Raw genomic sequence first — 21,213 nt, 5'->3', positions numbered from 1 at the left:
CTTACGGTATGCAATTTATAAGAAAAATTTTGCTTTCGGCAGCGCCTTATTGTGCGGGCGATGTCTTTTCGATAACGAAATCAGGAAATTTCTCCGGCACAGGGATGAATCTGATATTCGGTGTATTGTATTTCACGCCGGGTTTAAATACCACGCTGATATCATAATTTTCATCCTGGAGACGCCCTGTGATATATCCGCCTGAAATATCCATAAGCATGGCGGGATACAGCGCGGGGGCTATCATCCTGATATCCTGCGGATCTGTAAAGGTTTCCGTAACAGCCTGTTCATTGGAATAGCTGACAGAACGGCTTCCGTCCGCCGAATAGGAGATATCGCTGTCCTTCAGATTATAGCAGGTAACAGTAATGCTGACTACCTTGTCCGGATCGATGAAGATGCCGTCTTCACTAACTTCCACATAAGCTCCCTGTTCCTTTAAAAGCGCAAGCATATCATCAAATTCCCGGTAGATCGGATAGCTCCAGGAATAATACATTTCTTCCGGCGCTCCCGGCAGCTGATATTTAATCCGCAGGCTGCCCAGCGGCAGTTCGTTCATCATCATGGTACAGCTGTATTTATTCAGCTCATCACTGAGGACCCTGAGCAGCTGGCCCATATCCCCCAGATAATTTACCTCTTCCAGACCGTTGCTGTAAACAGCCGACAGCTGATCCGAATTTTCCATCATGAGGGGATCATTGATCTGGTAGCGGGCGAGCTGATAGGCTCTGTCCGCAAAAACAGCATCCATTTCCGGAAGAACTTCCCGCAGGTTTACCGCGGCAGTCCTGCAGACAGATTTACCGTTTGTCAGATTATAGCGGATATATACAAGCGTATAATCTTTATGGTATACGCTCATATCCAGATTGGCTTCATGATCCTTCCGGACGATAGTCCTTACCGCCTCTATGGTATCCGTATCCTCCGAAGCCATATGTTCCAGCATATATTCCCCATGATTCACATAGTAGATATCCTTCTGGAATAATCTGTCATAATTAACAAAGCCATAAATATCATTCTGGAGGGTAAAAGCCACGCTGGCAATATCCTCGGTCTCAGGAATATATGTATCATAACCTGAAAAATCAAAATAAAAGAAGCAGAAAATAAATGCTGCCGCGCCGCCTGCCACAAACAGATGCCACTTTTTCATCAGCACGGAACGGATGTCGAACTCATAAATAATCTGTATCAGCCCATGACAAAGCAGCAGTCCGATAAGCATTCCCAGAACAGTGAAAAAAATACTTCCGCCGGAAAGCCCTCTGAACCACAGTCCAGCCATAAGGGTAACCGGAATCATCAACAGCAGTTTCACCACACTTTTGCTTCTGGTAAAGGCCATGGACTTCCCTGCAGCCTCCGCTTTCCTGTTCCGGTATAAAATATAGGCAAGTACGCCGTATACAACTGCCTGTACGGCAACCAGGGCCAGATCTTCCATAAAAAGCCGCAGATATCTGCTGCCCCCTCCGGTGCAATAGCTGTTTGCAGAGAATTGTCCCAGGGAATAGGTCAATATCGGCGATGTCCATGACTTATCCATAACATCCGCAAAGGAACAGTAGGTTCTGAAAAAAGCGGAACGCATCCCGTCCAACAGGAAACGGAGCATATACTCATACATGAAAAAGGAGCCGCAGGCAAGCAGTGTAACAAGCACATTTCCTGTCATCATTACAGCGATTACAGAAAGGTTATAGACCGCTGCAAAAAAAATCATATTGCATAAAAAGGCACCCAGGGCAACCAGTATAGTTTTTCCCGACAGGACCCCCAGCGCCGCGCCCACTGCAAGCACCATAAGAAGCGTGCAGAAATAGCAGCCTGCAAAAATACCGATTCCATTCAGGTAAATAGTAAAGTATCTCTTTCCGGAGGATACAGGCACACTCATGTACATGTCCGTCTTCTTGCGGCTGTACAGCCAGGAAAAGCCCTGAATCGCAAACAGCACCGCAAAGGCTGCGAAAACGGCAACCAGGCGTATGTCAAAGCTTATGGCATTCATGAAGGTCTCTGCCACCCACTCCCGGCCGTTGCTGCCGGCCATATAGTAGCTGCCTCCCGCCTCCACCTTCTGGCGGTTGACGGAAACAGCCATGGCCTGGCTCACGGGCAGCACCAGAAACATAACAAGCATACACAAAAGGACCGTCCAGCCCCGCCTTTTCAGATTCTCCCTCATACTAGCCCAAAAGGAGCTTTTTGATATCATACCCGGTCACCTCCGTTTCACTGATGAAAATTTCTTCCAGAGATAAAGGCAGCACCTCATAAAAATAGGTTTCCGCCGCCGTAAACTGCGCAATGATCTCGTCTCTGCCTCCTCTTACCGTCAGCGTAAACAGAGAGCCTCTTTTTTCCTTTTTTACAATATCAAACTTTTCCAGTACCCTGTTCGCTTCTTCCTCGGAAGAAAAGACGCATTGTATTTTCTGAATATTGCATTTCATCTCTTCCAGTTCCTTGGACAGGAGCACGCCGCCGTGGTGGAGAAGCCCCACATGATCGCAGATATCCTCCAGCTCCCTCAGATTATGGGAGGCAATCACGGGAGTCAGCCCCCTGCGTTCCATTTCCTGGGCAAAAATACTTTTTATACCCTGGCGCATTACCGGGTCAAGTCCGTCAAAGGTTTCATCGCAGAACAGATATTTCGTGCCGGAGCAGACGCCGCAGATCAGGGCAAGCTGCTTTTTCATGCCTTTGGAAAAGGTATTGATTTTCCGCCTGCTGTCCAGGCCGAAGTTGGCAAGGTACAGATAATAGGATTCCCTGCTGAAGGAGGGGAATACGCTGCTGTAATACTTCTCCATATCCCGGGGGGTGGCAGTGGAAAAGAAATAAGGCTCGTCCCCGATAAAAAAGAAGCATTTCTTTGCGTTTACATTATCATAGACCTGCATGCCGTCCACAAGCACCATACCGCCGTCCGGCTTCAGAACGCCCGCCAGCATACGCAGCATCGTGCTTTTCCCTGCGCCATTGGTTCCAATCAGCCCAAACACATTTTCTTCCCTGATGGAAAAACTTACATGATCCACCGCTTTGATTTTGTCAAAACGCTTGGTCACATCTTTAATTTCAATCATAACCAAAGCCCTCCCCGGTTGCCCCCTGCAGCACTGCTTCATGCCCTTCCTTCACATAGTCGGACATCTCGCTTCTGCTGATGCCGATTTCACCGGCTTCCCTGATAAGCTCGTCCAGCTTACTGTATATTTCCTTCTTCCGGTAACTTAACAGGCCTTCGTCGTAGGCGACAAAATTCCCCCGGCCCTTTACCGTGTAAATAAATCCTTCCCTTTCAAGCTCGGCATAGGCCCGCTGGATGGTATTGGGATTGATTGACAGTTCCACCGCCAGGCTCCGTACCGACGGCATTTTCGTATTCGGCTCCAACGCTCCTATCAGAATGAGCTTCTGAAACTTGTCCACAACCTGCTCGTAAATCGGCCTGGCATCTTTATAGTCAAGTATAATCATAGGACTCCTTTCTGCAGTCAAATACTCCGCTGCGGGATATTTGACCCTCGCAGCAGCAGCCGGAAAGCAATTTTCAAGCATGCGCTAATGCGCAGGCGCATCCGTCTGTGCTGCTGCTGTCGGGATTGAATGCTGTATCAAGTGTACTAATCATTCTGATACACTTAATATACCATAGTTTGACATATTATGCAATTATTTGTTACATAAATGTTACAGAAAAAGAGCTCTGCTTAATATCTAAGCAAAGCTCCATTTCTTTCACAGATCTGCCGGCAGGAAATTATGGTTTTCCCGCTTCTTATCTTATAAACTTTATAAAATTCCTGCTTCCTTTGGTTCTTATTTCTTAATGAGCAAGGACTTTCCGGTCATTTCCGCAGGCTGTTCCTTCCCCATAATCTGAATCAGCGTAGGAACGATATCCGCCAGGCAGCCGCCCTCCTTCAGGGTGTAGGCAGGATCATAGTTCACAAGAATAAAGGGAACCTGGTTCGTTGTATGGGCGGTAAAAGGCGCGCCGGTCTGATAATCCACCAGCTGCTCCGCATTGCCGTGATCCGCGCAGATGAACATTACGCCGTCCACGCTCTTAAGCGCATCCACCGCTTTGCCGACACATTCATCCACTGCTTCCACCGCTTTGATGGCTGCTGCTTCCACACCTGTGTGTCCCACCATATCCGGATTGGCAAAATTAATTACAATAACGTCGTATTTATCGGACTTAATAGCCTCAACCAGCTTGTCACACACTTCATAAGCGCTCATTTCCGGCTTGAGATCATAGGTGGCAACCTTGGGGGAATTCACAAGGATTCTTTCCTCCCCTTTGTTGGGAACTTCCACGCCGCCGTTGAAGAAGAAGGTAACATGGGCATATTTCTCCGTTTCAGCGATTCTGGCCTGGGTCATATTGTTGTCTGCCAGCCACTCGCCGAAGGTATTTGTAATATCCACCTTATGGAAAGCCACTTCCTTATTCGGGATTGTGGGGTCATATTCTGAAAAGCATACATAGGTAACGTCCGGTCTGTGCGGTCTGTCAAAGCCCTTGAATTCATCGTCACAGAAAACATGGGTGATTTCTCTTGCACGGTCGGGACGGAAATTGAAGAATATAACAGAGTCCTTATCCTGAATGGTTGCCAGCGGCGCGCCGTCCTTTACAACCACGGTAGGCTTCACGAATTCATCCGTCTCATTTCTGTCATAGGAAGCCTGGATGCCTGCGGGGCCGCTTTCAGCGGTAAGGCCTTCCCCTTTGGTCAGCGCATCGTAAGCCAGCTTCACACGGTCATAGTTATTATCCCTGTCCATTGCGTAGTAGCGGCCCATCACGGAAGCCACCTGGCCCACGCCGATTTCCTTCATCTTTGCTTCCAGCTGCTCCACATAGCCCTTTCCGCTTGAAGGGGGCGTGTCACGTCCGTCAAGGAAGCAGTGCACATAAACCTTGGAAAGATTATTCCTCTTCGCCAGTTCCAGCAGCCCGTAAATATGAGTGATATGGCTGTGGACGCCGCCGTCGGACACGAGGCCGTACAGATGCAGCGCGGAATCATTCTTTTTGCAGTTTTCCACAGCATCCAGCAGGGCAGGATTTTCAAAAAAGGTTCCGTCCTGGATTTCCTTGGTAATTCTGGTCAGTTCCTGATATACAATACGGCCTGCGCCCATGTTCAGATGGCCTACCTCAGAATTGCCCATCTGTCCGTCAGGAAGTCCGACTGCCATGCCGCTGGCATTTCCCCTGACAAAGGGGCATTCCGCCATCAGCTTGTCCATTACAGGAGTTTTGGCTTCTGCCACGGCATTGCCGTCCTTCTTTTCATTCAGCCCATAGCCGTCAAGAATCATTAATACTACCGGTTTCTTGCTCATATTCTTCTCCTCTTTCTTCATTATAACTATATATGTCACTTCCGGATAACATAACTGTTCCAGCAAGGCGGCCGCGCCGGATGACGCGCCGGCCTATTCCTTAGCAATTATACACGCTTTCCCTGAAGGGCGCAATACGTTTTTTCCGGTGAAACCAGCCTTGATGCGTTTATCCCGGCTCCTGCCAGAAAAGCAAAAGCAGGGATTGTTTTTTTTGCAGAAGCTGTTAAAATAGGGGAATACTGCATAATATTTTCAGTCTTTATTTTAATTCCAAGGAGGTTGCATCATGGTACAGCTGCTGGCCAGATATTTTATTAAAAACTATGAACAGACGGAAAGCCCTTCTGTCAGGCAGTCCTATGGAGTGCTTTGCGGAAGCGTGGGAATCGGTTTTAATATCCTTCTTTTTATCGGTAAGTTTCTGGCCGGCCTTATCAGCAATTCCATCGCTATCACTGCGGATGCTTTCAACAATCTTTCCGATGCAGGTTCTTCGCTGATTACCCTGATCGGGTTCAAAATGGCCGGGCAGAAGCCGGACACGGAGCATCCCTTCGGCCACGGCAGAATCGAATATCTGACCGGGCTGCTCGTTTCCCTGCTGATATTGCTGATGGGTGTGGAGCTGATCAAATCCTCCGTGTCCAAGATACTGCATCCCGAAGCCACGGAATGTACGCCAGTGGTGGCAGGTATTCTGATTGTCTCCATCCTGGTCAAGCTTTACATGTATCTGTACAACCGCTCCACCGGCCGCAAAATCGACAGCGCCGCCATGATGGCTACCGCTGCCGACAGCCTGAGCGATATGCTCTCCACCTCCGTTGTCCTTATTGCAACCCTCATCGGTAAATTTACAGGGCTTCAAATTGATGGCTGGTGTGGTCTTCTGGTGGGCATTTTCATCCTTTACGCAGGCTTCAGCGCAGCAAAGGATACCATCAGCCCCCTGCTCGGCCAGCCTCCTCAGAAGGAATTTGTGGAAAAGATAGAATCCATTGTGCAAAGCTATCCTCAGGTGCTGGGCATCCATGATCTCATCGTGCATGATTACGGCCCGGGCCGGGTCATGATTTCCCTGCATGCGGAAGTGCCCGCCTCCGGAGACATGCTCCACCTGCACGATACCATCGACAATATTGAACGTCAGCTGCACCGTGAGCTGCACTGTGACGCGGTAATACATATGGATCCTGTTATGAATGACGATGAAGAGACCCAGGAACTGAAAAAGCAGGTCACCTGCTGCCTCCATGAACTGGACAAGTCTCTGAATCTCCATGATTTCAGGATTGTAAAGGGCCCTACCCATACCAATATTATATTTGACATCCTGGTTCCCTTTAAATTTCAGCTCAGCGACGCGGAAATCAGCCGTTTTATGGAAGAAAAAATCCACAGCATATCCGCCTCCTACTATGCTGTCATTAATATTGACAAAGATTATACGATCTGACCGATACCGGCCCGGCCAGCTGGCATCCGGCCTTATATAATCGCTGCGCCACGGACCACTGCGCCGCAGGCCGGCTGCCTGCTATGCTGCGTATCCGTACGGCCCAAGCTGCTGCGCCGCAGGCCTGGCCGAACCGTTATACGGTTCAGATAACAGAATTATTGCAAACCGTTAGTTACTGTTCACTCCGTGACCAGTAACTGCATAAATCCATTAAAAATCGCCTGCGGCGATGGGATGTATGCACTCTTGAATCACTTTCTTACGTACTGTGCAGTAAATGCACAGTACTGAGTGAACAGTAACAACCGTTACATTTCTTTTCTTCATTTTGAAAAAGACGATTGACAAAACACACGGCCCGGTGGTAAGGTATATTTAGTCTGTAACCGGTTAAAAATTTGAGAGAAAAGGAGGTAAAACTTATGTCTAACGGAAACAGAAGATTACGTAATTCAATCAGTGCGACGTTGCTTGATGACGAGAAAAGACTTGGAATTGCCTCCTGGTATAATAATGCTACAATCACTTCTTAAGTTTCCGGATTCTGTATATAACTGACAGTATTCCCATACATAAGGAGCCAAAGCGGCATTAGCCACGACAGGTAATTCTGGCGTGGTTTTTTTTATGGAAAAAATGTCCGGTCAGCCCGGCCGGCAATTCTTCCGGAGGCCGCTTTACCGCCTTAAACCACGCCAGGAAAGCGGTGAAACCGCTTTCCTCTTTCTTTTCTCTGATTATTTTGCATCATCCGCCAAAAAACAGGGGGGGGCGCATGACAGCTCCTGCCTGTGGCGGATGCGCGGAAAGCTCTAAAATTACATAAGGGGGACTTAACACAATCATGAAAAAACTATCTACCTACTTACTGGAACACAAATTCGGCTATCTGCTGGGTTTCCTGTCCATGGTAATTGCCGTATCACTGGATATGGTATCGCCTCAGCTTACCAGGCACATCATTGATGATGTCATTGTGGGCGGGGACTTAAGCCGGCTGAAATATCTGCTGGGAGGCATCCTTCTGGTGGGCGCGGGCCGATGCGTATTCGGCTATACCAAAGAATTTACCTTCGACCGGATCGGCTCTTTCATCGCCACAGATATGAGAAAGGATCTCTTTGCCCATATCCAGTCTCTGAGCGCAGACTATTTTGACAGAACCAATACCGGAGAGCTGATGAGCCGCGTCAAGGATGATATCGACCGGATCTGGAATGCGGTCAGCTACGTGAGCATGCTGATTCTGGAGGTTATTTTCCATACCGCCATCGTTCTTTTCTGCATGTACAGCCTGAACTGGAAGCTGGCGCTGATTCCTACCCTGGCCATGCTCATTACCGGTTCCATCGCCATTTTGGAGGAACGCCGGCTGGGCGATATCTACGAAGATATCAGTGAGGAGAACGCGGCCCTGAATACGGTGGCCGAAGAGAACCTGGCCGGCGTACGGACAGTAAAGGCCTTTGCCCGGGAAAAATACGAAATCGGCAAATTCCTTTCACACAACAACCGCTATTACGAGCTGAATATGCGTCAGTCCAAGGTTTTCGTAAAATACTATCCGTATTTTTCACTGATCACCAAGCTGCTGCCGCTCATTGTGCTGCTCTTCGGCGGAAGCCTTGTTATCAACGGCAGGCTCACCATCGGCAGTCTGAGCGCCTTCGTGGAATATTCCATGAATATCGTATGGCCCATGGAAATGCTGGGCTGGCTCTCCAACGACTTTTCCTCTGCCGTGGGCAGCTACCGGAAAATCCGTAAGATTTATGCTGAAAAGCCTACCATCACTGAGCCGGAAGTTCCCAAAATGCTTCCCGGCGTTCAGGGAAAAGTGGAGTTTAAAAACGTCTCTTTTCATAAGGAGGACGGACATGAAATCCTTCATGACATTTCCTTCCATGTAAAACCCGGCGGAACCATAGGAATTATGGGCGCTACCGGCGCGGGAAAAACCTCCATCATCCAGCTTCTGCAGCGTCTTTACGATGCCACGGACGGTTCTATCTATGTGGACGATGTGAACATAAGGGATATGTCCTTAAAGCAGCTTCGAAGCAATATCTCCATTGTCATGCAGGATGTATTTCTTTTTTCGGATACCATCAGTGAAAATGTAAAGCTCGGGAAAAGGAACCTGGTGGATTTATCGACGATACGCGGCGCTTCCTCCTGTGCCCAGGCCAGTGATTTTATTGAAAAACTGGATGAACAGTATGATACGGTTATCGGTGAACGCGGCGTAGGGCTTTCCGGCGGGCAGAAGCAGCGTATCAGCATTGCGCGCGCCATCGCCAAGAAAAATCCCATTCTGGTGCTGGACGATTCCACAAGCGCACTGGATATGGAAACCGAATATGCCATTCAGCAGGCTCTGCTGGAGCTTACCGATACCACCAAGCTGATTATCGCACACCGTATCAGCGCAGTCCGCAATGCGGATGAAATTATTGTTCTGGAAAACGGTTCCATCAAGGAGAGGGGCACGCATGAAAGCCTGCTCGCACAGAAGGGACTTTATTATGAAACATGGCAGGCACAGTACGGCGCCCTGGGCACCGACGGCCACGAAAGAAAGGAGGCGTAAAAAATGCCCTTCAATTCATTTAAAGATGATGAAAAAACAATAGAAGTAGGGAAAATGGCCACGCTCATGCGTCTCTTCAAGTACCTGCTTGCATATAAAAAACAGATTATCGGAGTCCTTTTTATCATGGGCTTCTGCGTGGTTGTAAACCTGTTGAACCCGCTTATCATGGAATCAGCGGTGGATGACTATATTTCCAAAGGGAATTTCAGAGGGCTGGGACGGCTTATCGTTTTTGCAGTCGTTCTGAATATCCTGATGGTTCTGGGCATAAAGCTTCGTATGTATGTTATGGCAAAGGTATGCAACAGCATTCTGGTAACCATCCGTCAGGAATTATATACCCATATCCAGACGCTTGACTTCCAGTTTTTTGACAGCCGCCCTACAGGAAAAATCCTGGCGCGTATTATCGGGGATATCAATTCTCTGAAGGATGTACTCTCCAACTGCGTTACCACCCTGATTCCGGATTTCATTACCATCTGTGCGGTGGTGGCTATTATGTTTATTAAAAATGCGGGACTTGCGGCGGCTTCCTTAATCAGCCTTCCGCTGATGGCGGCCTGTATCTGGTATATCCAGACGCGTTCCCACAAAAGATGGCAGATCCACAGGAAAAAATCCTCCAACCTTAACGCTTTTGTCCATGAGGATTTGTCCGGTATCCGGATTATCCAGAGCTTTGGTGCGGAAGAGGAAACTATGGATACCTTCCGTGGCCTGACAAAGGAGCATCGGGATTCCTTTATCCATGCGGTGCGTTTAAATGATGCCATCGGTTCCGTAATTGATTTTTGCTGGGGACTTGGCACCGTATCGCTGTATTTTGCAGGAATTCTGATCATCGGCGTGGATAAGGTATCCATCGGTACCTTTATTGCCTTCGGCTCCTACATTTCCATGTTCTGGCATCCGATTATGAATCTGAGTAATTTCTACAATCAGATGATTACAAACATTGCCGGCGCGGAACGTGTCTTTGAAATCATGGATACCCCTTCCGCCATTACGGACAGGGAGGGCGTAAAGGAGCTGCCTCCCATTCAGGGGAAAGTGGATTTTGATAAGGTATCCTTCTCCTATGACGGCACGGTAAAGGTGCTGAACGAAGTCAGCTTCCATATCAAACCGGGAGAAACCATTGCCCTGGTAGGCCCTACCGGCGCCGGTAAAACAACAATAGTCAACCTGATCAGCCGATTTTATGACATCCAGGACGGGCATGTATACATTGACGGCTATGATGTCCGGGATGTTTCCATTGAAAGCCTGCGGCACCAAATGGGTATTATGACCCAGGATAATTTCCTGTTCTCCGGAACGATTAAGGATAACATACGATACGGAAAACTGGACGCCACGGACGAGGAAATCATAGCTGCGGCCAAGGCGGTAAATGCACACGATTTTATCATGCGTCTGGATAATGGCTACGATACCGTTCTCAGTGAACGCGGCGGCGGGCTGTCCATCGGCCAGAAACAGCTGCTGGCCTTCGCCCGCACCATGGTATCCGATCCCAGGATACTGATACTGGATGAAGCCACCTCCAGCATTGACACAAAAACAGAGCTGCTGGTTCAGTCCGGCATCGAAAGCCTGTTAAAGGGCCGCACCTCCTTTGTTATCGCCCACCGTCTTTCCACGATCCAGAAGGCGGACCGGATCTTTGTCATCGACAACGGAACAATCGTTGAAGAGGGTAACGCCGCGCAGCTTATGGCGATGAAGGGAGCTTATTACCAGCTGTATATGAGCCAGTTTAAGAATGTCGTTTAACAGATATTAAAAAACCCTGTTTTATTGAAGCAGCCGCAATGCCTTCCGTGATATGATACATAAGACGGAGGGTTTGTGGCTGTTATTTTTTGCCGCAAAGTGAAGAAACGGCATAAGATATCCAAAATATCAAGCTTTTTGGGCATAAAGATGCTATTCTTTGATTAAGGCAGAACAATCCCGATGAATCCGGACTGTTGCTTACGGTACCGTAATCCAGAAATCAGGAGGCCTCTATGAACAATTTGGAACTGCTTGCAGATGCATTGGCTTATATGGAAGAAAATCTCTGTGAAACAATAACTGCGGAGGCTGCGGCAAGAAACTGCTTCTGTTCAAAATCATGCCTGGAAAAGCTGTTCCGCAGCGTCTATGGCTGCAGTGTTAAGGAATATGTAATTAAAAGGCGGATGACCAAAGCTGCCAAAGAGCTGATACAGAATCCTGAAAAATCCGTACTGGATATTGCCCTGAGCTATGGCTATCAGTCTCATGAAGCATTCACCAGAGCCTTTGAACAAAGCCGTGGATGTTCACCTACCGCCTTTCGCAGCCGAAACCGTTTCACCGATATCTTCCCGCGTCTGCAAAAGCCGTTTGAAAAAGGAGATGCGTATATGAAACAAAGAAAACCTGTAGACATATCTGAACTTTATGATTTATTCCTTGAACGGAGGGACTGCTATTTTATCTGCTGTGATATAAAGGGGCTGGTGCCCATAAATGAAATTTCTGTCAAAGCCGGGGATCTGGCCATTCTGGAAGCTGTACGGAGGATGGAAAGCTTCGCTGCCGAAGATGATATTGTTTTCCGCATTGGCGGGGATGAATTTGCGCTTCTGACAAACAGCAGGGATATTTCTTATGCACGAAGGCTGGCTGAACTAATTACCGGAAGGAATGGTGAAACGATTTGCTTTGAAGGGAGGGAAATTCCGCTTTCCCTGTATGCCACGGTAACCAGGTTTGAGGGAAAGCACCTGAAATATGATGAGCTGTTCGTGCAGCTTCATCAATCCATTCTGGAGAGCAAATAAATCAGCCTGGCCTGTATGAGTTTTTTATTGTTTTTCGACACGGATCTGTATTTCCGTTACGAATTCTTCCGCCTGCGTTGTGTAGCGGTTGTCAATCGGGTACAGCTCCAGGATATCCCCGGTTATCTTAAACCTTCTCGACTCGGCTTCCTCCATAAGCGCTTTAATTTTCTGCGGCGATTGTGTGTAGGGGCCGCGGTAGAAGGTGGTCAGATAGCTGCCGGCCGGCAGAAGAATATCGCTGTTTTCCCGTAAATCTTCAGCGTTTTGCGTTCTTGTGCTATCCGGTTCGGCATCCTCCAGGATGAAAAATACGGAATGGAACAGATTATAGATTCCGTTTTTGATATCCGCCGGCGACAGGCTGGCTCCGAAGCTTTGGTCGCCCAGGCTCCTTATTTTATCTTCATGGCGCTTCTGCAGCCTTTTAATTGCAAAATCCACCTCTTCATCCCGGGTAAAATCCTCATTGAGCTGCAGACAGTATCTGTCCGGAAATTTTTTCAACAGGTACTCTCCTTCTTTTGCTTCCCGGTATCTGTTTATATGCTCCATACGCTTCCGTATGGATTCCTCCGCCAGCTTCAGGCGTTCTTCCTGTTCCCGTATTTTCTTTTTTTCATCCTCCAGCATAATCAGTGTATGCTCCAGATTCTGGCAGTCCAGATAGGTCTTCACCTGTTTCATGGAAAAGCCCAGCTGCAGTAAGTCTCTGATAATGTTCAGGCGGTAGACATCCTTCAGGCGGTAAAGGCGGTAATTATTTTTACCTCTTTTAGGCTCCAGCGCGCCGGCTTCCTCATAGTAGCGGAGGGAATCCGTGCCGATCCCATATAATTTGGAAATTTCGCTTATGGTATAATAATCCTTCATGGTTCTGCATTTTCTCCTGTTTTTTATCCGTGCGGCGCAGGTTCAGCCCGGATATCTGCCGCGGCAAGGACAAATCGAACGTATACTATACGCTTCACGCAATGAATGTGCAGTTCTGTCTTGTCAAACCCACGATAAAATATTTTATATCTAAAAGACTCTGGAGCCTTAGGATGATTTGGTCTTGAAATATTCTGAGTGTCACGGCATTTGCCATACGATTAATACTTTTCTGATTTGTTGTTGACCTTAGTATTATACCAGAGTTTATAATCATTTTACATGCGGTTGTAAAAAAATTAATAAAAGTTTAATTCCGGGCGCTTTCTCAGCGTCAGGTATGGCGTTGTGTATACCTGGCGCTGAGAAAGAAACCCGGCACTACAGAAATGAGGTTTTATTTTGCGTACAATGTTACTAAAGAAGTTAAAAGCTATGAATTGGAATGATTTTAAGAGACAGGGAAAAGAGATTTTTCCTCCGAAGACGATACTGTCCATCCTGGCCGGTACTGCAATTCTGGCCTTCGGTATGGTGAATATTCATAAAAGGGTCCATATTACGGAGGGCGGCGTCCTTGGTATGATTTTGCTGCTTAATTACTGGTTTGCCATTCCCACCTCCCTTTTATCCCCCATTCTGGATGCCCTGTGTTATCTCGTCGGCTTCCGGTATCTGGGGAAAGAATTTCTTATCCGTTCCATCGCCGCCACCTTCTGTCTTGCAGTTTTTCTGAAGGTATGGGAAAGCCTTCCCTTCCTTCTTCCGGATCTGACGGATAAACCGCTGCTGGCTGCCATTGCCGGCGCCTGCTTTGTGGGAATCGGCGTGGGACTCGTGGTGCGGCAGGAAGCGTCCAGCGGCGGCGATGATGCGCTGGCTCTCGTGATTTCCAAGCTGACGCACTGTAAAATATCACGGGCCTATCTGGCGACGGATCTGACTGTGCTTATACTTTCCCTGACCTATATTCCGGTGGGACGCATCGCCTATTCCCTGATTACTGTTACTATTTCTTCCCTGCTGATTGATTTCGTGCAGACCTTCAGCCTGGCAGACTGGAAAAAAAGACTTGCTGCCTTGCGAGGGGCAAAAACGGCAATCGGCGAAGCTGAAGACTCTGCAAATTCTTAATTTGCCCGGAAACCGATACCCTGAAATCTATGCCGTTTTTCTAAAATAAGATCAGTTCCCTGAAAATCAGCTCAATTCCTGGATATCAGATTGATTTCCGGAGAATCAGGTCAGGCTCTCGGAAAATAAAACCAGCTTCCGGAGAATCAGTGCAACTATCCCAAAACCAAACCGGCCTCCGGAGAATCAGAGTAGCTATCCTAAAATCACCCCGGCTTCCTGAGAAACCTCCGGCGGCCTGAAAGAAAAAATACGGCGCACAACACGATTGTTATCACAGGCACAAGCCAAAGGTAAAAACCGCCGAACCATTTTCCCTCCCACGGTTTCCTGAACAGCTGAAATCTTGCCAGTACCACAGGGCTGAAGGAAAACAGGTAAGCCGCAGGCAAAAATCCCGCGCGGATCCCCCAGTTATACAGGAGCTGACAGGCGAAATAACCGATACCCGCGCCTGCGGCGGACTGGAAGGGTGTATGTGAAAAAGCGGACAGACAGTACACCGCTCCCGCAAGCAGAATTACGGCGCAGATCCCCAGGAAAAATGAGGCAGTAAAGGCCCGGCCGCAGCTGACAGCCAGAACAGTATCCAGTTCTTCGGCCGCAGGCCGCATCATACCGGCTCTCCAGATTTCTTTTCCCCAGACACAGCGGATGAATAAATAATCCGAACCCAGAAGAATCCCAAAAATGGACAATGAAAGGGTGAGTACGGCAGCGGCTTTTCCACAGGCCGTTTTTTCCATCCCATTCGCAGCGGTCTGCAGCAGTTCCTCCATCTTCAGGCTATATTCCCCGGCAAATACAGGCGCGGTAAAAATGATGATAAGCATTGCGGCAAACAGGCCGTGCAGCTCCATCAGCATAAGCATCACAGCCTGTGCTTCTCCCGCATGAAAATCCGCCTGCTCCGCATATACCCGCCAGCCTATGACGGTAAATAAAAAGCTTCCCGCGGCTGCCGTCAGATAAAATGGTTTTCTTATCAGTTTTTCCAGTTCAAAAAGATACAGCCGCATTCTCATCCCTTCTTTCCATTCCGGCACCAGCCGTGCCAAAGCATCCAAAGCCCTGCCAGACACAAAGCAGCTCCGGCAATGCCCGGAAAAATCCGGCCGCCACCTGCTCCTCCATCAAAGGAAGGAATCATCAGATTCAGCGGCAGCCCTTCATTCGGTAAAGTCAGAAGACGGGCAAACAAACGGCTGAAGCTGATAATACCCAGCTTAAATACCAGCATCCGGCTGATAAGGGGATAGACAAAAAGGATGGCTGAAACACAAAGAGACGTCAGCGGCCAGCTGCATAACGCCGATACTCCGGCTGTCAGACAGACAAGAACCGTTACTCCCAGCACTGTGCGCGGAAGATATACCGACACCCAGAACTGTCCTGTAGTTATGGAGTCCGGACACAAATATGGCGCAGCTCCCGCACAAAGCACATTTGCCCGCAGGCCTTCAAAACCATAGACGATGCCATTCACAAGAAACAGAAAACCTCCAAGCAGCAAAAAGCCTCCCAAAGCAACGATCCAGCCCGCCAACAGCCGCATAAAGGGCATTTTTCTTCTTCCTTCAGCACTGGAGCGGATCACGGATGCTGTTTTCAGGCTTCTGTCGGAGGAATATACATTAGACAATACCACCACCATGGTAATCCCCCACAGGATGGCCGTTCCCATCAATACCTCCATTAACCCTTCCCACCCTTCGGCATAGGAAAAATAAAGCCGGTCTGCGTAGGAGGCTCTGCCAAAACCGCCGTTTTCATCCTGCAGGGAATAGAGTACTGTGCTTTTCCTGTTCTCACTGTATCTGTAGTCCGTCATATTTTCCGTAATAAAACGGTTCAGATAATTTCCGTAGACGCAGCCGCCATCGTCATTATATTTCGCGAAACCATAACGGGCGATGATTTCTTCCGCCTTCCTGTCCGTCAAATAGCCTTCATATTCTGCAGTAATGCTGCGGTTATAGCGTACGGCGGCCATACCCTGCAGTTCCTCCTCTCCGGTATAAACCACGGGCATCATAATCCTAATGAGATACAGCCCCGCCAATAAGGAGAGGAGAAAGCCTGTCCAGAGCGCAGGTTTCCTGCAAAGCTTTTCCAGTTCAATTTTCAGCAGCATTTGTCCGCCTCCTCCCTGAAGTAATAAAGGTATACATCCTCCAGCGTCGGCGGTACACTGACCGCCTCCGGGGCAGGGCAGTCTTCCGAAATAATGCGCAGGGCTGTTTTATCCCCCTGGTTTTTCAGGCTGCTCACCGCATAGCGGCGGTTCAGCGCTTCCGCCTCTTCCCTGTCTGCGGCCAGCTCCCATACCCAGCCCTGCACCTGCCTGGCAACATTCTCCACACTGCCCTGCTGCAGAAGCTTTCCGCCCTTCATAAGAAGGATTTCATCCGCGATATATTCCACATCGGACACGATATGGGTGGAAAGGATAACGATCCTGTCCCGGGAAAAAGCGCTGATAATGTTCCTGAAACGGATACGTTCTTTCGGGTCCAGCCCTGACGTAGGCTCATCCAGAATCAGGATTTCCGGATCATTGAGCATGGCCTGGGCAATTCCCAGCCGCCGCACCATGCCTCCGGACAACGTTTTAATCTTTTTTTTGCTGTTCTCTTCCAGACCTACCATGGCGAGCAGCTCCTGCGTTTTCCTTTTTGCTTCCGACACAGGCAGCGCTTTGAGGGCCGCCATATACATAAGAAACCGCTCCGCCGTAAAGTCCGGATAAAAGCCAAAATCCTGGGGAAGGTAGCCCATATAACGCCGGTAGCCGGCGCCCAGCTTATCTATCGGTCTGCCATTGCATAAAATTTTTCCCTCATCCGGCCTTAATATATCGCACAGCAGTCTGAGGAGCGTGGTTTTTCCCGCGCCGTTAGCCCCCAAAAGGCCGTATACCCCGTGGGTAAACGCAGCGCTGATATGATTTACCGCTATGTTATCCTTATATTTTTTTGTCACCTCGTCCAGCTTTAATTCCAGCATAACTCTTCTCCTCTTTCTAATTTCCCGGCCAGGCAATACAGCTCTGCCACCACAAGGCTTCCTGCTGCGGCAAGTGCGGCAACCCACAGCCAAAGCATGGTTTTTTCATACAGATGCGGAATGCAGGCAGGAAGGAAGGAAATACAGCAGGCCGCCGCAAGCACGCAGGCCTGTAGGAAACGGTTATTCCCTCTGGTGAAGGTGAATACCGTCAGGTACAGCAGCGTATTGTACACAAAAGGCGTCAGTAGATAGATTCCCGTCTGCCAAAATCCTGTCTGCAGCCTTCCCCGGGAAACAGCTGTGAAGCAGACAAGCAGAAGAAGATCCACCAGCCCCGTAATCGCCATGCGTACCGCCAGAAGCTGTCTTAAATCCAGACAGCAGCTGTGTTCCAGCTCCCACATATGGCAGGAAAAGCATTTCCCCAGCTCTGCAAAACCGGCTGCCCCTGCCAATGCCATAATTGCGGAAAGAACCGGCAGAAGCACCACATAGGAAACACTGCCCTGTTCCACCAGGCCGCCCGGAACCGATGGCGTAAAAAACGGGCTGTTTAACCCATAAGCAGTCAGATCTCCCAGCCACAGGACGGCAGATGCGCCAAGAAGCAGCCAAAAGGCCTGGAAACACCAGTAACCGCGTGAAAAAAGGGTAAGCTGCGTACAAAAAATCTGCTGCCAGGTTGGTATGAATACCGGCCTTTTGCTCCGTATGCTTTTTTCAACCGCTTCCAGCGCCCTTTTTTTGCCCTGCACATCCACAGGAAGCTCCTGCCGGAACAGTCTTGTTAATTCCCGGTCCCTTTTCATTGGCTTTCCTCCTCCAATATTTTTTTCAGCTTTTGTTTGCCCTGATGCAGCCTGGACTTTACCGTAGCTGTATTTGTCCCCGTTATCCGGGCGATTTCCCTGATTTTCAGTTCATCAAAATAATACAGGGTCAGCGCCTCCCTTTGTACGCCGGGCAGGCGGGAAAGCGCCTGAAGCAGGCTGCTTTGCCCGCAGTTTTCCGTAAAATCCCGTTCCTGTCCGGCCGGCCGGGCCAGCTGCGCCTGTTCCAGTTCCCTGTCCCGGTACAGCTTTTTAAAATAATCCCGGCACACATTGGCGGCGATAGTCAAAAGATAGCCCTTCAGATTCCGCTCCCGGTAACTGTCCACGTAACGGATGAACCTGATAAACGTTTCCTGGGCGCAGTCGCAGGCATCCGCCGGATTTCCTGTCTGATAGCAGCAGAAACGGTAGATATCGTCATAGTATTTTTCCGCAATCTGTCCAAGCGGCTCATTATTTCCCTGATGTATTTCCCTGATCCATTTTTTGTCGTCCACGAAGAGGCCCCTTTGTGAATTCAAATATCCCGCAGCAGGCAACGGGCAGCAGCGAAAATCAAAGACCTCGCTGCAAAAAGCGGGGTATTTGACCCTCGCGGCAGTCGCCAAATATCCATGCAAGCATGGATACTTGGCTCGTTGCTCGCGGGAATAAATGCAGCATTTAAAGTGTCTGTACAGGCGCTGCACAGACTGCATGAATATGTAACGGCGGCAGGCATCCGTCCCGCCGCATAGCTTTTTAATGGCCGGATGCAGTTACAGTCAGGCCGGCGGCCAAACTGTAACCACCATAAAAATGGCTACACTGATATAACCTGATTTTGCTGAAAAAGGTTTTAAAAAAGCAGAAGAAATTTCTCCTGCTTTTTTAATCATCTTTTTTTATTTTTTTAAATCCAGGTAATCATGATGAGCAGGGTTCCGTTTTCTACGGTAATGCTGCTCTCCTTGCCGATAAATTCATTGCTTACGCCGATCGGGAAATCATTGGTGACCGTGGCATTATCCAGCAGGTATTTCATATTCCGGATGGTGACCCCTTCCGCCTTATCTCCCAGGGAAAACAGGGACAGAAGGCCTTCCAGGTTCTTTTTGAAGCTGACCGTTTCATTCTTCGCCACAAGGATCATGCCGTCGCCGTCCATCAGATAGCCTCTGGCTCCTTTTTCCTTCAGATAATTCAGGCACTGGATATTTGCCATGGTATGCGCCAGCCTTCCGCCCTGGCCGCCATAGATGACGAATTCCTTATATCCCAGCTTCAGGCCCTCCTTGATGGCCGCCAGCATGTCCGTATCGTCCTTCTTCACCGGAAGCACCCTGACCTTTTCCGGTTCTCTGGAGCGCATCTCCATAATGGCTTCCATATTATTTTCATCGAGGGAATCAAAATCCCCCAGAACCAGATCCGGTTCTATTTCCAGATACCTGCAGTAGGCGAAACCCCCGTCCGCCGCAATCACATAATCCCCTTCACGCAGAGGTATTTCGGATACGGTTAAATCTCCCGCCCCGATAATTACACATCTTTCTGCCATAACTCTTCTCCTTTTCTCTATACAATCAAATTCTTTTTACTCCATTTTCCTGTCAGATATCTGCACAGGGAAATCAGGTAATTTACCGTCCAGCCCGCGGGGATGGCATACCATACGGCTGCCACGCCAAGCACGGGAGACAGCAGGAAGGCGCCGGATACCCGGATGCCAAGATTCACCAGGTTGGCAAGGGTGAACACCACCACATCCCCCGCTCCCCTGAGCACGCCGTCGGTAACAGCCTTCAGTCCGATACAGATGAAGAAAAACTTGATAAAGGACAGATACCCCGTACCTGTGGCATATGCCACCGCTCCGCTTGAGGTATCCATAAAGGTGCCAATTATCTGTCTGTCAAAGAACAGCAGGATAAGGCATATCAGCAGGGCAAAACCGCCTGCTATGGCGCAGGCCGCCCGGTAGCCTTTGCGTACCCTCTCCGGTTTTCCCGCGCCCATGTTCTGCGCGGTAAAAGTGGATACGGCATTTCCAGTGGATATCATGGGCACAATACAGATGGATTCGATTCTTGTCGCCGCCGCATAGCCGGCCAGAACGGAGGAGCCAAAGCCATTCACCACGGACTGCACCAGCAGCATGCCGATGGATACAATGGACTGCTGCAAAATGGAGGGGATGGCTATTTTCACCATAGCTCCCAGAATGGCCGTGTCGTACTTTCGCACCTTTCCTTCCACGGCAAAGCCATGCAGCCTGCGCATCAGCAGACAGAAGGAAATGACAGCGGCCGTACCCTGAGCGATTACCGTGGCAACAGCGACGCCCGCCACACCTGCCCCGAACCCGATGACAAACCATAAATCCAGAAACACATTCAGCACGGAGGAAAAAATCAGCAGGCAAAGCGGCGTCCTGGAATCTCCCAGCGCATTGAACATGGAAGACAGTATATTATACATAAACAAAAAAGGCATGCCCAGAAAATAAATTCCCAGATAGGTTCCTGCCGCCGCCAGAATATTTTCCGGCGTATTCAGCCATATGAGGATCTGCCGGTTCATCAGGAAGCCGAATACCCCCAACACAATTCCCATGGCCAGAAAGGTAAGCAGCGCCGTATACACGGAGGTTTTCATCTTCCTGTCTTCTCCGGCCCCCAGATACTGGGAGGTGATAACGGAGGCTCCGATTCCCCCGCCGATTGCAATCATGACGAATACATTGGTGAGCGCATAGGAAGCTCCAACCGCCGCCAGTGCATCCTCTCCTACAAATTGTCCTACAATCATGGAGTCCACCATGTTGTAAAACTGCTGGAACAGGTTGCCTAAAATCATGGGAAGCGCAAACAGGAACAGCGTTATTCCCGGCGAATCCTCAAGCATGTTCCATTTCCTTTTTACTCTTTTTTCCATATTACCTTTGCGGTCTCAAAGCCGGAGGCCGTTTCCTTTCCCTGTCATTTTTTTTACTGCACAATATATACACCACTCTATTGTAACAACTTTTTGTCCCCTTGAAAAGAATTTATGCAAAATCTTGTGGGAGGACGGTTCTGCCGCCGGATGTTCGTGTGTTCCGCCTGGGCGCCATGCCGGTTTGGG

Annotated in this window: 17 protein-coding genes; 5 read left to right on the top strand and 12 right to left on the bottom strand. The window is 49.1% G+C overall.

Translation table 11 applies throughout. The features are described 5' to 3' along the window. Nucleotides 1-46: 46 nt before the first annotated feature. The 4 genes from DXC51_RS27000 to gpmI all read right to left on the bottom strand — a co-directional run bounded on the left by DXC51_RS27000 (nt 47) and on the right by gpmI (nt 5,388). A complete protein-coding gene (locus tag DXC51_RS27000; RefSeq protein ID WP_035321876.1) occupies nt 47-2,233 on the bottom strand; it encodes a DUF6449 domain-containing protein in 2,187 nt (728 codons plus the stop codon). After that, nucleotides 2,205-3,110: an ABC transporter ATP-binding protein gene (locus DXC51_RS26995; protein WP_021636291.1), complete on the bottom strand. Its 906-nt coding sequence runs from the start codon at nt 3,108-3,110 to the stop codon at nt 2,205-2,207. Before DXC51_RS26995 ends, DXC51_RS27000 begins: the two co-directional genes overlap by 29 nt. After that, nucleotides 3,103-3,504 carry a GntR family transcriptional regulator gene (locus DXC51_RS26990; protein WP_117545797.1) on the bottom strand — a complete coding sequence of 134 codons (402 nt, stop codon included), beginning with the start codon at nt 3,502-3,504 and terminating at the stop codon, nt 3,103-3,105. The genes DXC51_RS26995 and DXC51_RS26990 overlap by 8 nt, the downstream gene beginning before the upstream one ends. A gap of 342 nt (nt 3,505-3,846) precedes the next feature. Next, nucleotides 3,847-5,388 carry a 2,3-bisphosphoglycerate-independent phosphoglycerate mutase gene (gene gpmI / locus DXC51_RS26985; protein WP_035321874.1) on the bottom strand — a complete coding sequence of 514 codons (1,542 nt, stop codon included), beginning with the start codon at nt 5,386-5,388 and terminating at the stop codon, nt 3,847-3,849. 289 nt (nt 5,389-5,677) lie between these two features. Between gpmI and DXC51_RS26980 the strand changes: the two genes are divergently transcribed. The 4 genes from DXC51_RS26980 (at nt 5,678) to DXC51_RS26960 (ending at nt 12,259) form a co-directional block, all read left to right on the top strand. Then, on the top strand, nt 5,678-6,847 hold the full coding sequence (locus tag DXC51_RS26980) for a cation diffusion facilitator family transporter (RefSeq protein WP_021636286.1): 1,170 nt from the start codon (nt 5,678-5,680) through the stop codon (nt 6,845-6,847). Between the two features lie 847 nt (nt 6,848-7,694). Beyond that, on the top strand, nt 7,695-9,440 hold the full coding sequence (locus DXC51_RS26970; RefSeq protein ID WP_021636283.1) for an ABC transporter ATP-binding protein: 1,746 nt from the start codon (nt 7,695-7,697) through the stop codon (nt 9,438-9,440). Nucleotides 9,441-9,443: 3 nt separating this feature from the next. Then, the gene (locus tag DXC51_RS26965) at nt 9,444-11,222 is read left to right on the top strand and encodes an ABC transporter ATP-binding protein (RefSeq protein ID WP_021636282.1); all 1,779 of its coding nucleotides are present in this window, start codon (nt 9,444-9,446) and stop codon (nt 11,220-11,222) included. Nucleotides 11,223-11,458: 236 nt separating this feature from the next. Further along, nucleotides 11,459-12,259 carry a helix-turn-helix domain-containing protein gene (locus DXC51_RS26960; RefSeq protein WP_021636280.1) on the top strand — a complete coding sequence of 267 codons (801 nt, stop codon included), beginning with the start codon at nt 11,459-11,461 and terminating at the stop codon, nt 12,257-12,259. A gap of 24 nt (nt 12,260-12,283) precedes the next feature. Here DXC51_RS26960 and DXC51_RS26955 read toward each other — a convergent pair whose 3' ends face one another. Continuing rightward, complete coding sequence (locus DXC51_RS26955) at nt 12,284-13,132, bottom strand: MerR family transcriptional regulator (RefSeq protein ID WP_021636279.1); 849 nt, start codon at nt 13,130-13,132, stop codon at nt 12,284-12,286. Nucleotides 13,133-13,567: 435 nt separating this feature from the next. On the opposite strand from DXC51_RS26955, the gene DXC51_RS26950 reads away from it, so the two are divergent. Next, nucleotides 13,568-14,266, top strand: a complete 699-nt coding sequence (locus DXC51_RS26950; protein WP_051358372.1) for a YitT family protein — start codon at nt 13,568-13,570, stop codon at nt 14,264-14,266. Nucleotides 14,267-14,472: 206 nt separating this feature from the next. On the opposite strand, the gene DXC51_RS26945 is transcribed toward DXC51_RS26950, so the two are convergent. From DXC51_RS26945 to DXC51_RS26915, 7 genes are all read right to left on the bottom strand, one after another. Beyond that, complete coding sequence (locus tag DXC51_RS26945) at nt 14,473-15,291, bottom strand: hypothetical protein (protein ID WP_021636277.1); 819 nt, start codon at nt 15,289-15,291, stop codon at nt 14,473-14,475. Beyond that, complete coding sequence (locus DXC51_RS26940) at nt 15,288-16,400, bottom strand: hypothetical protein (RefSeq protein ID WP_021636276.1); 1,113 nt, start codon at nt 16,398-16,400, stop codon at nt 15,288-15,290. The genes DXC51_RS26945 and DXC51_RS26940 overlap by 4 nt, the downstream gene beginning before the upstream one ends. After that, nucleotides 16,391-17,272 carry an ABC transporter ATP-binding protein gene (locus tag DXC51_RS26935; RefSeq protein WP_021636275.1) on the bottom strand — a complete coding sequence of 294 codons (882 nt, stop codon included), beginning with the start codon at nt 17,270-17,272 and terminating at the stop codon, nt 16,391-16,393. Before DXC51_RS26935 ends, DXC51_RS26940 begins: the two co-directional genes overlap by 10 nt. Continuing rightward, the gene (locus tag DXC51_RS26930) at nt 17,260-18,084 is read right to left on the bottom strand and encodes a hypothetical protein (RefSeq protein ID WP_021636274.1); all 825 of its coding nucleotides are present in this window, start codon (nt 18,082-18,084) and stop codon (nt 17,260-17,262) included. The genes DXC51_RS26935 and DXC51_RS26930 overlap by 13 nt, the downstream gene beginning before the upstream one ends. After that, nucleotides 18,081-18,605: an RNA polymerase sigma factor gene (locus tag DXC51_RS26925; RefSeq protein ID WP_035321872.1), complete on the bottom strand. Its 525-nt coding sequence runs from the start codon at nt 18,603-18,605 to the stop codon at nt 18,081-18,083. The genes DXC51_RS26930 and DXC51_RS26925 overlap by 4 nt, the downstream gene beginning before the upstream one ends. A 395-nt stretch (nt 18,606-19,000) precedes the next feature. Then, nucleotides 19,001-19,648, bottom strand: coding sequence for a thiamine diphosphokinase (locus DXC51_RS26920; protein ID WP_021636272.1), 648 nt, complete (start codon nt 19,646-19,648; stop codon nt 19,001-19,003). 17 nt (nt 19,649-19,665) lie between these two features. Further along, nucleotides 19,666-21,024: an MATE family efflux transporter gene (locus tag DXC51_RS26915; RefSeq protein ID WP_021636271.1), complete on the bottom strand. Its 1,359-nt coding sequence runs from the start codon at nt 21,022-21,024 to the stop codon at nt 19,666-19,668. Nucleotides 21,025-21,213: the final 189 nt, after the last annotated feature.

It is taken from the genome of Eisenbergiella massiliensis (genome assembly GCF_003435485.1).
This window is presented reverse-complemented; position numbering and strand designations above follow the sequence as displayed.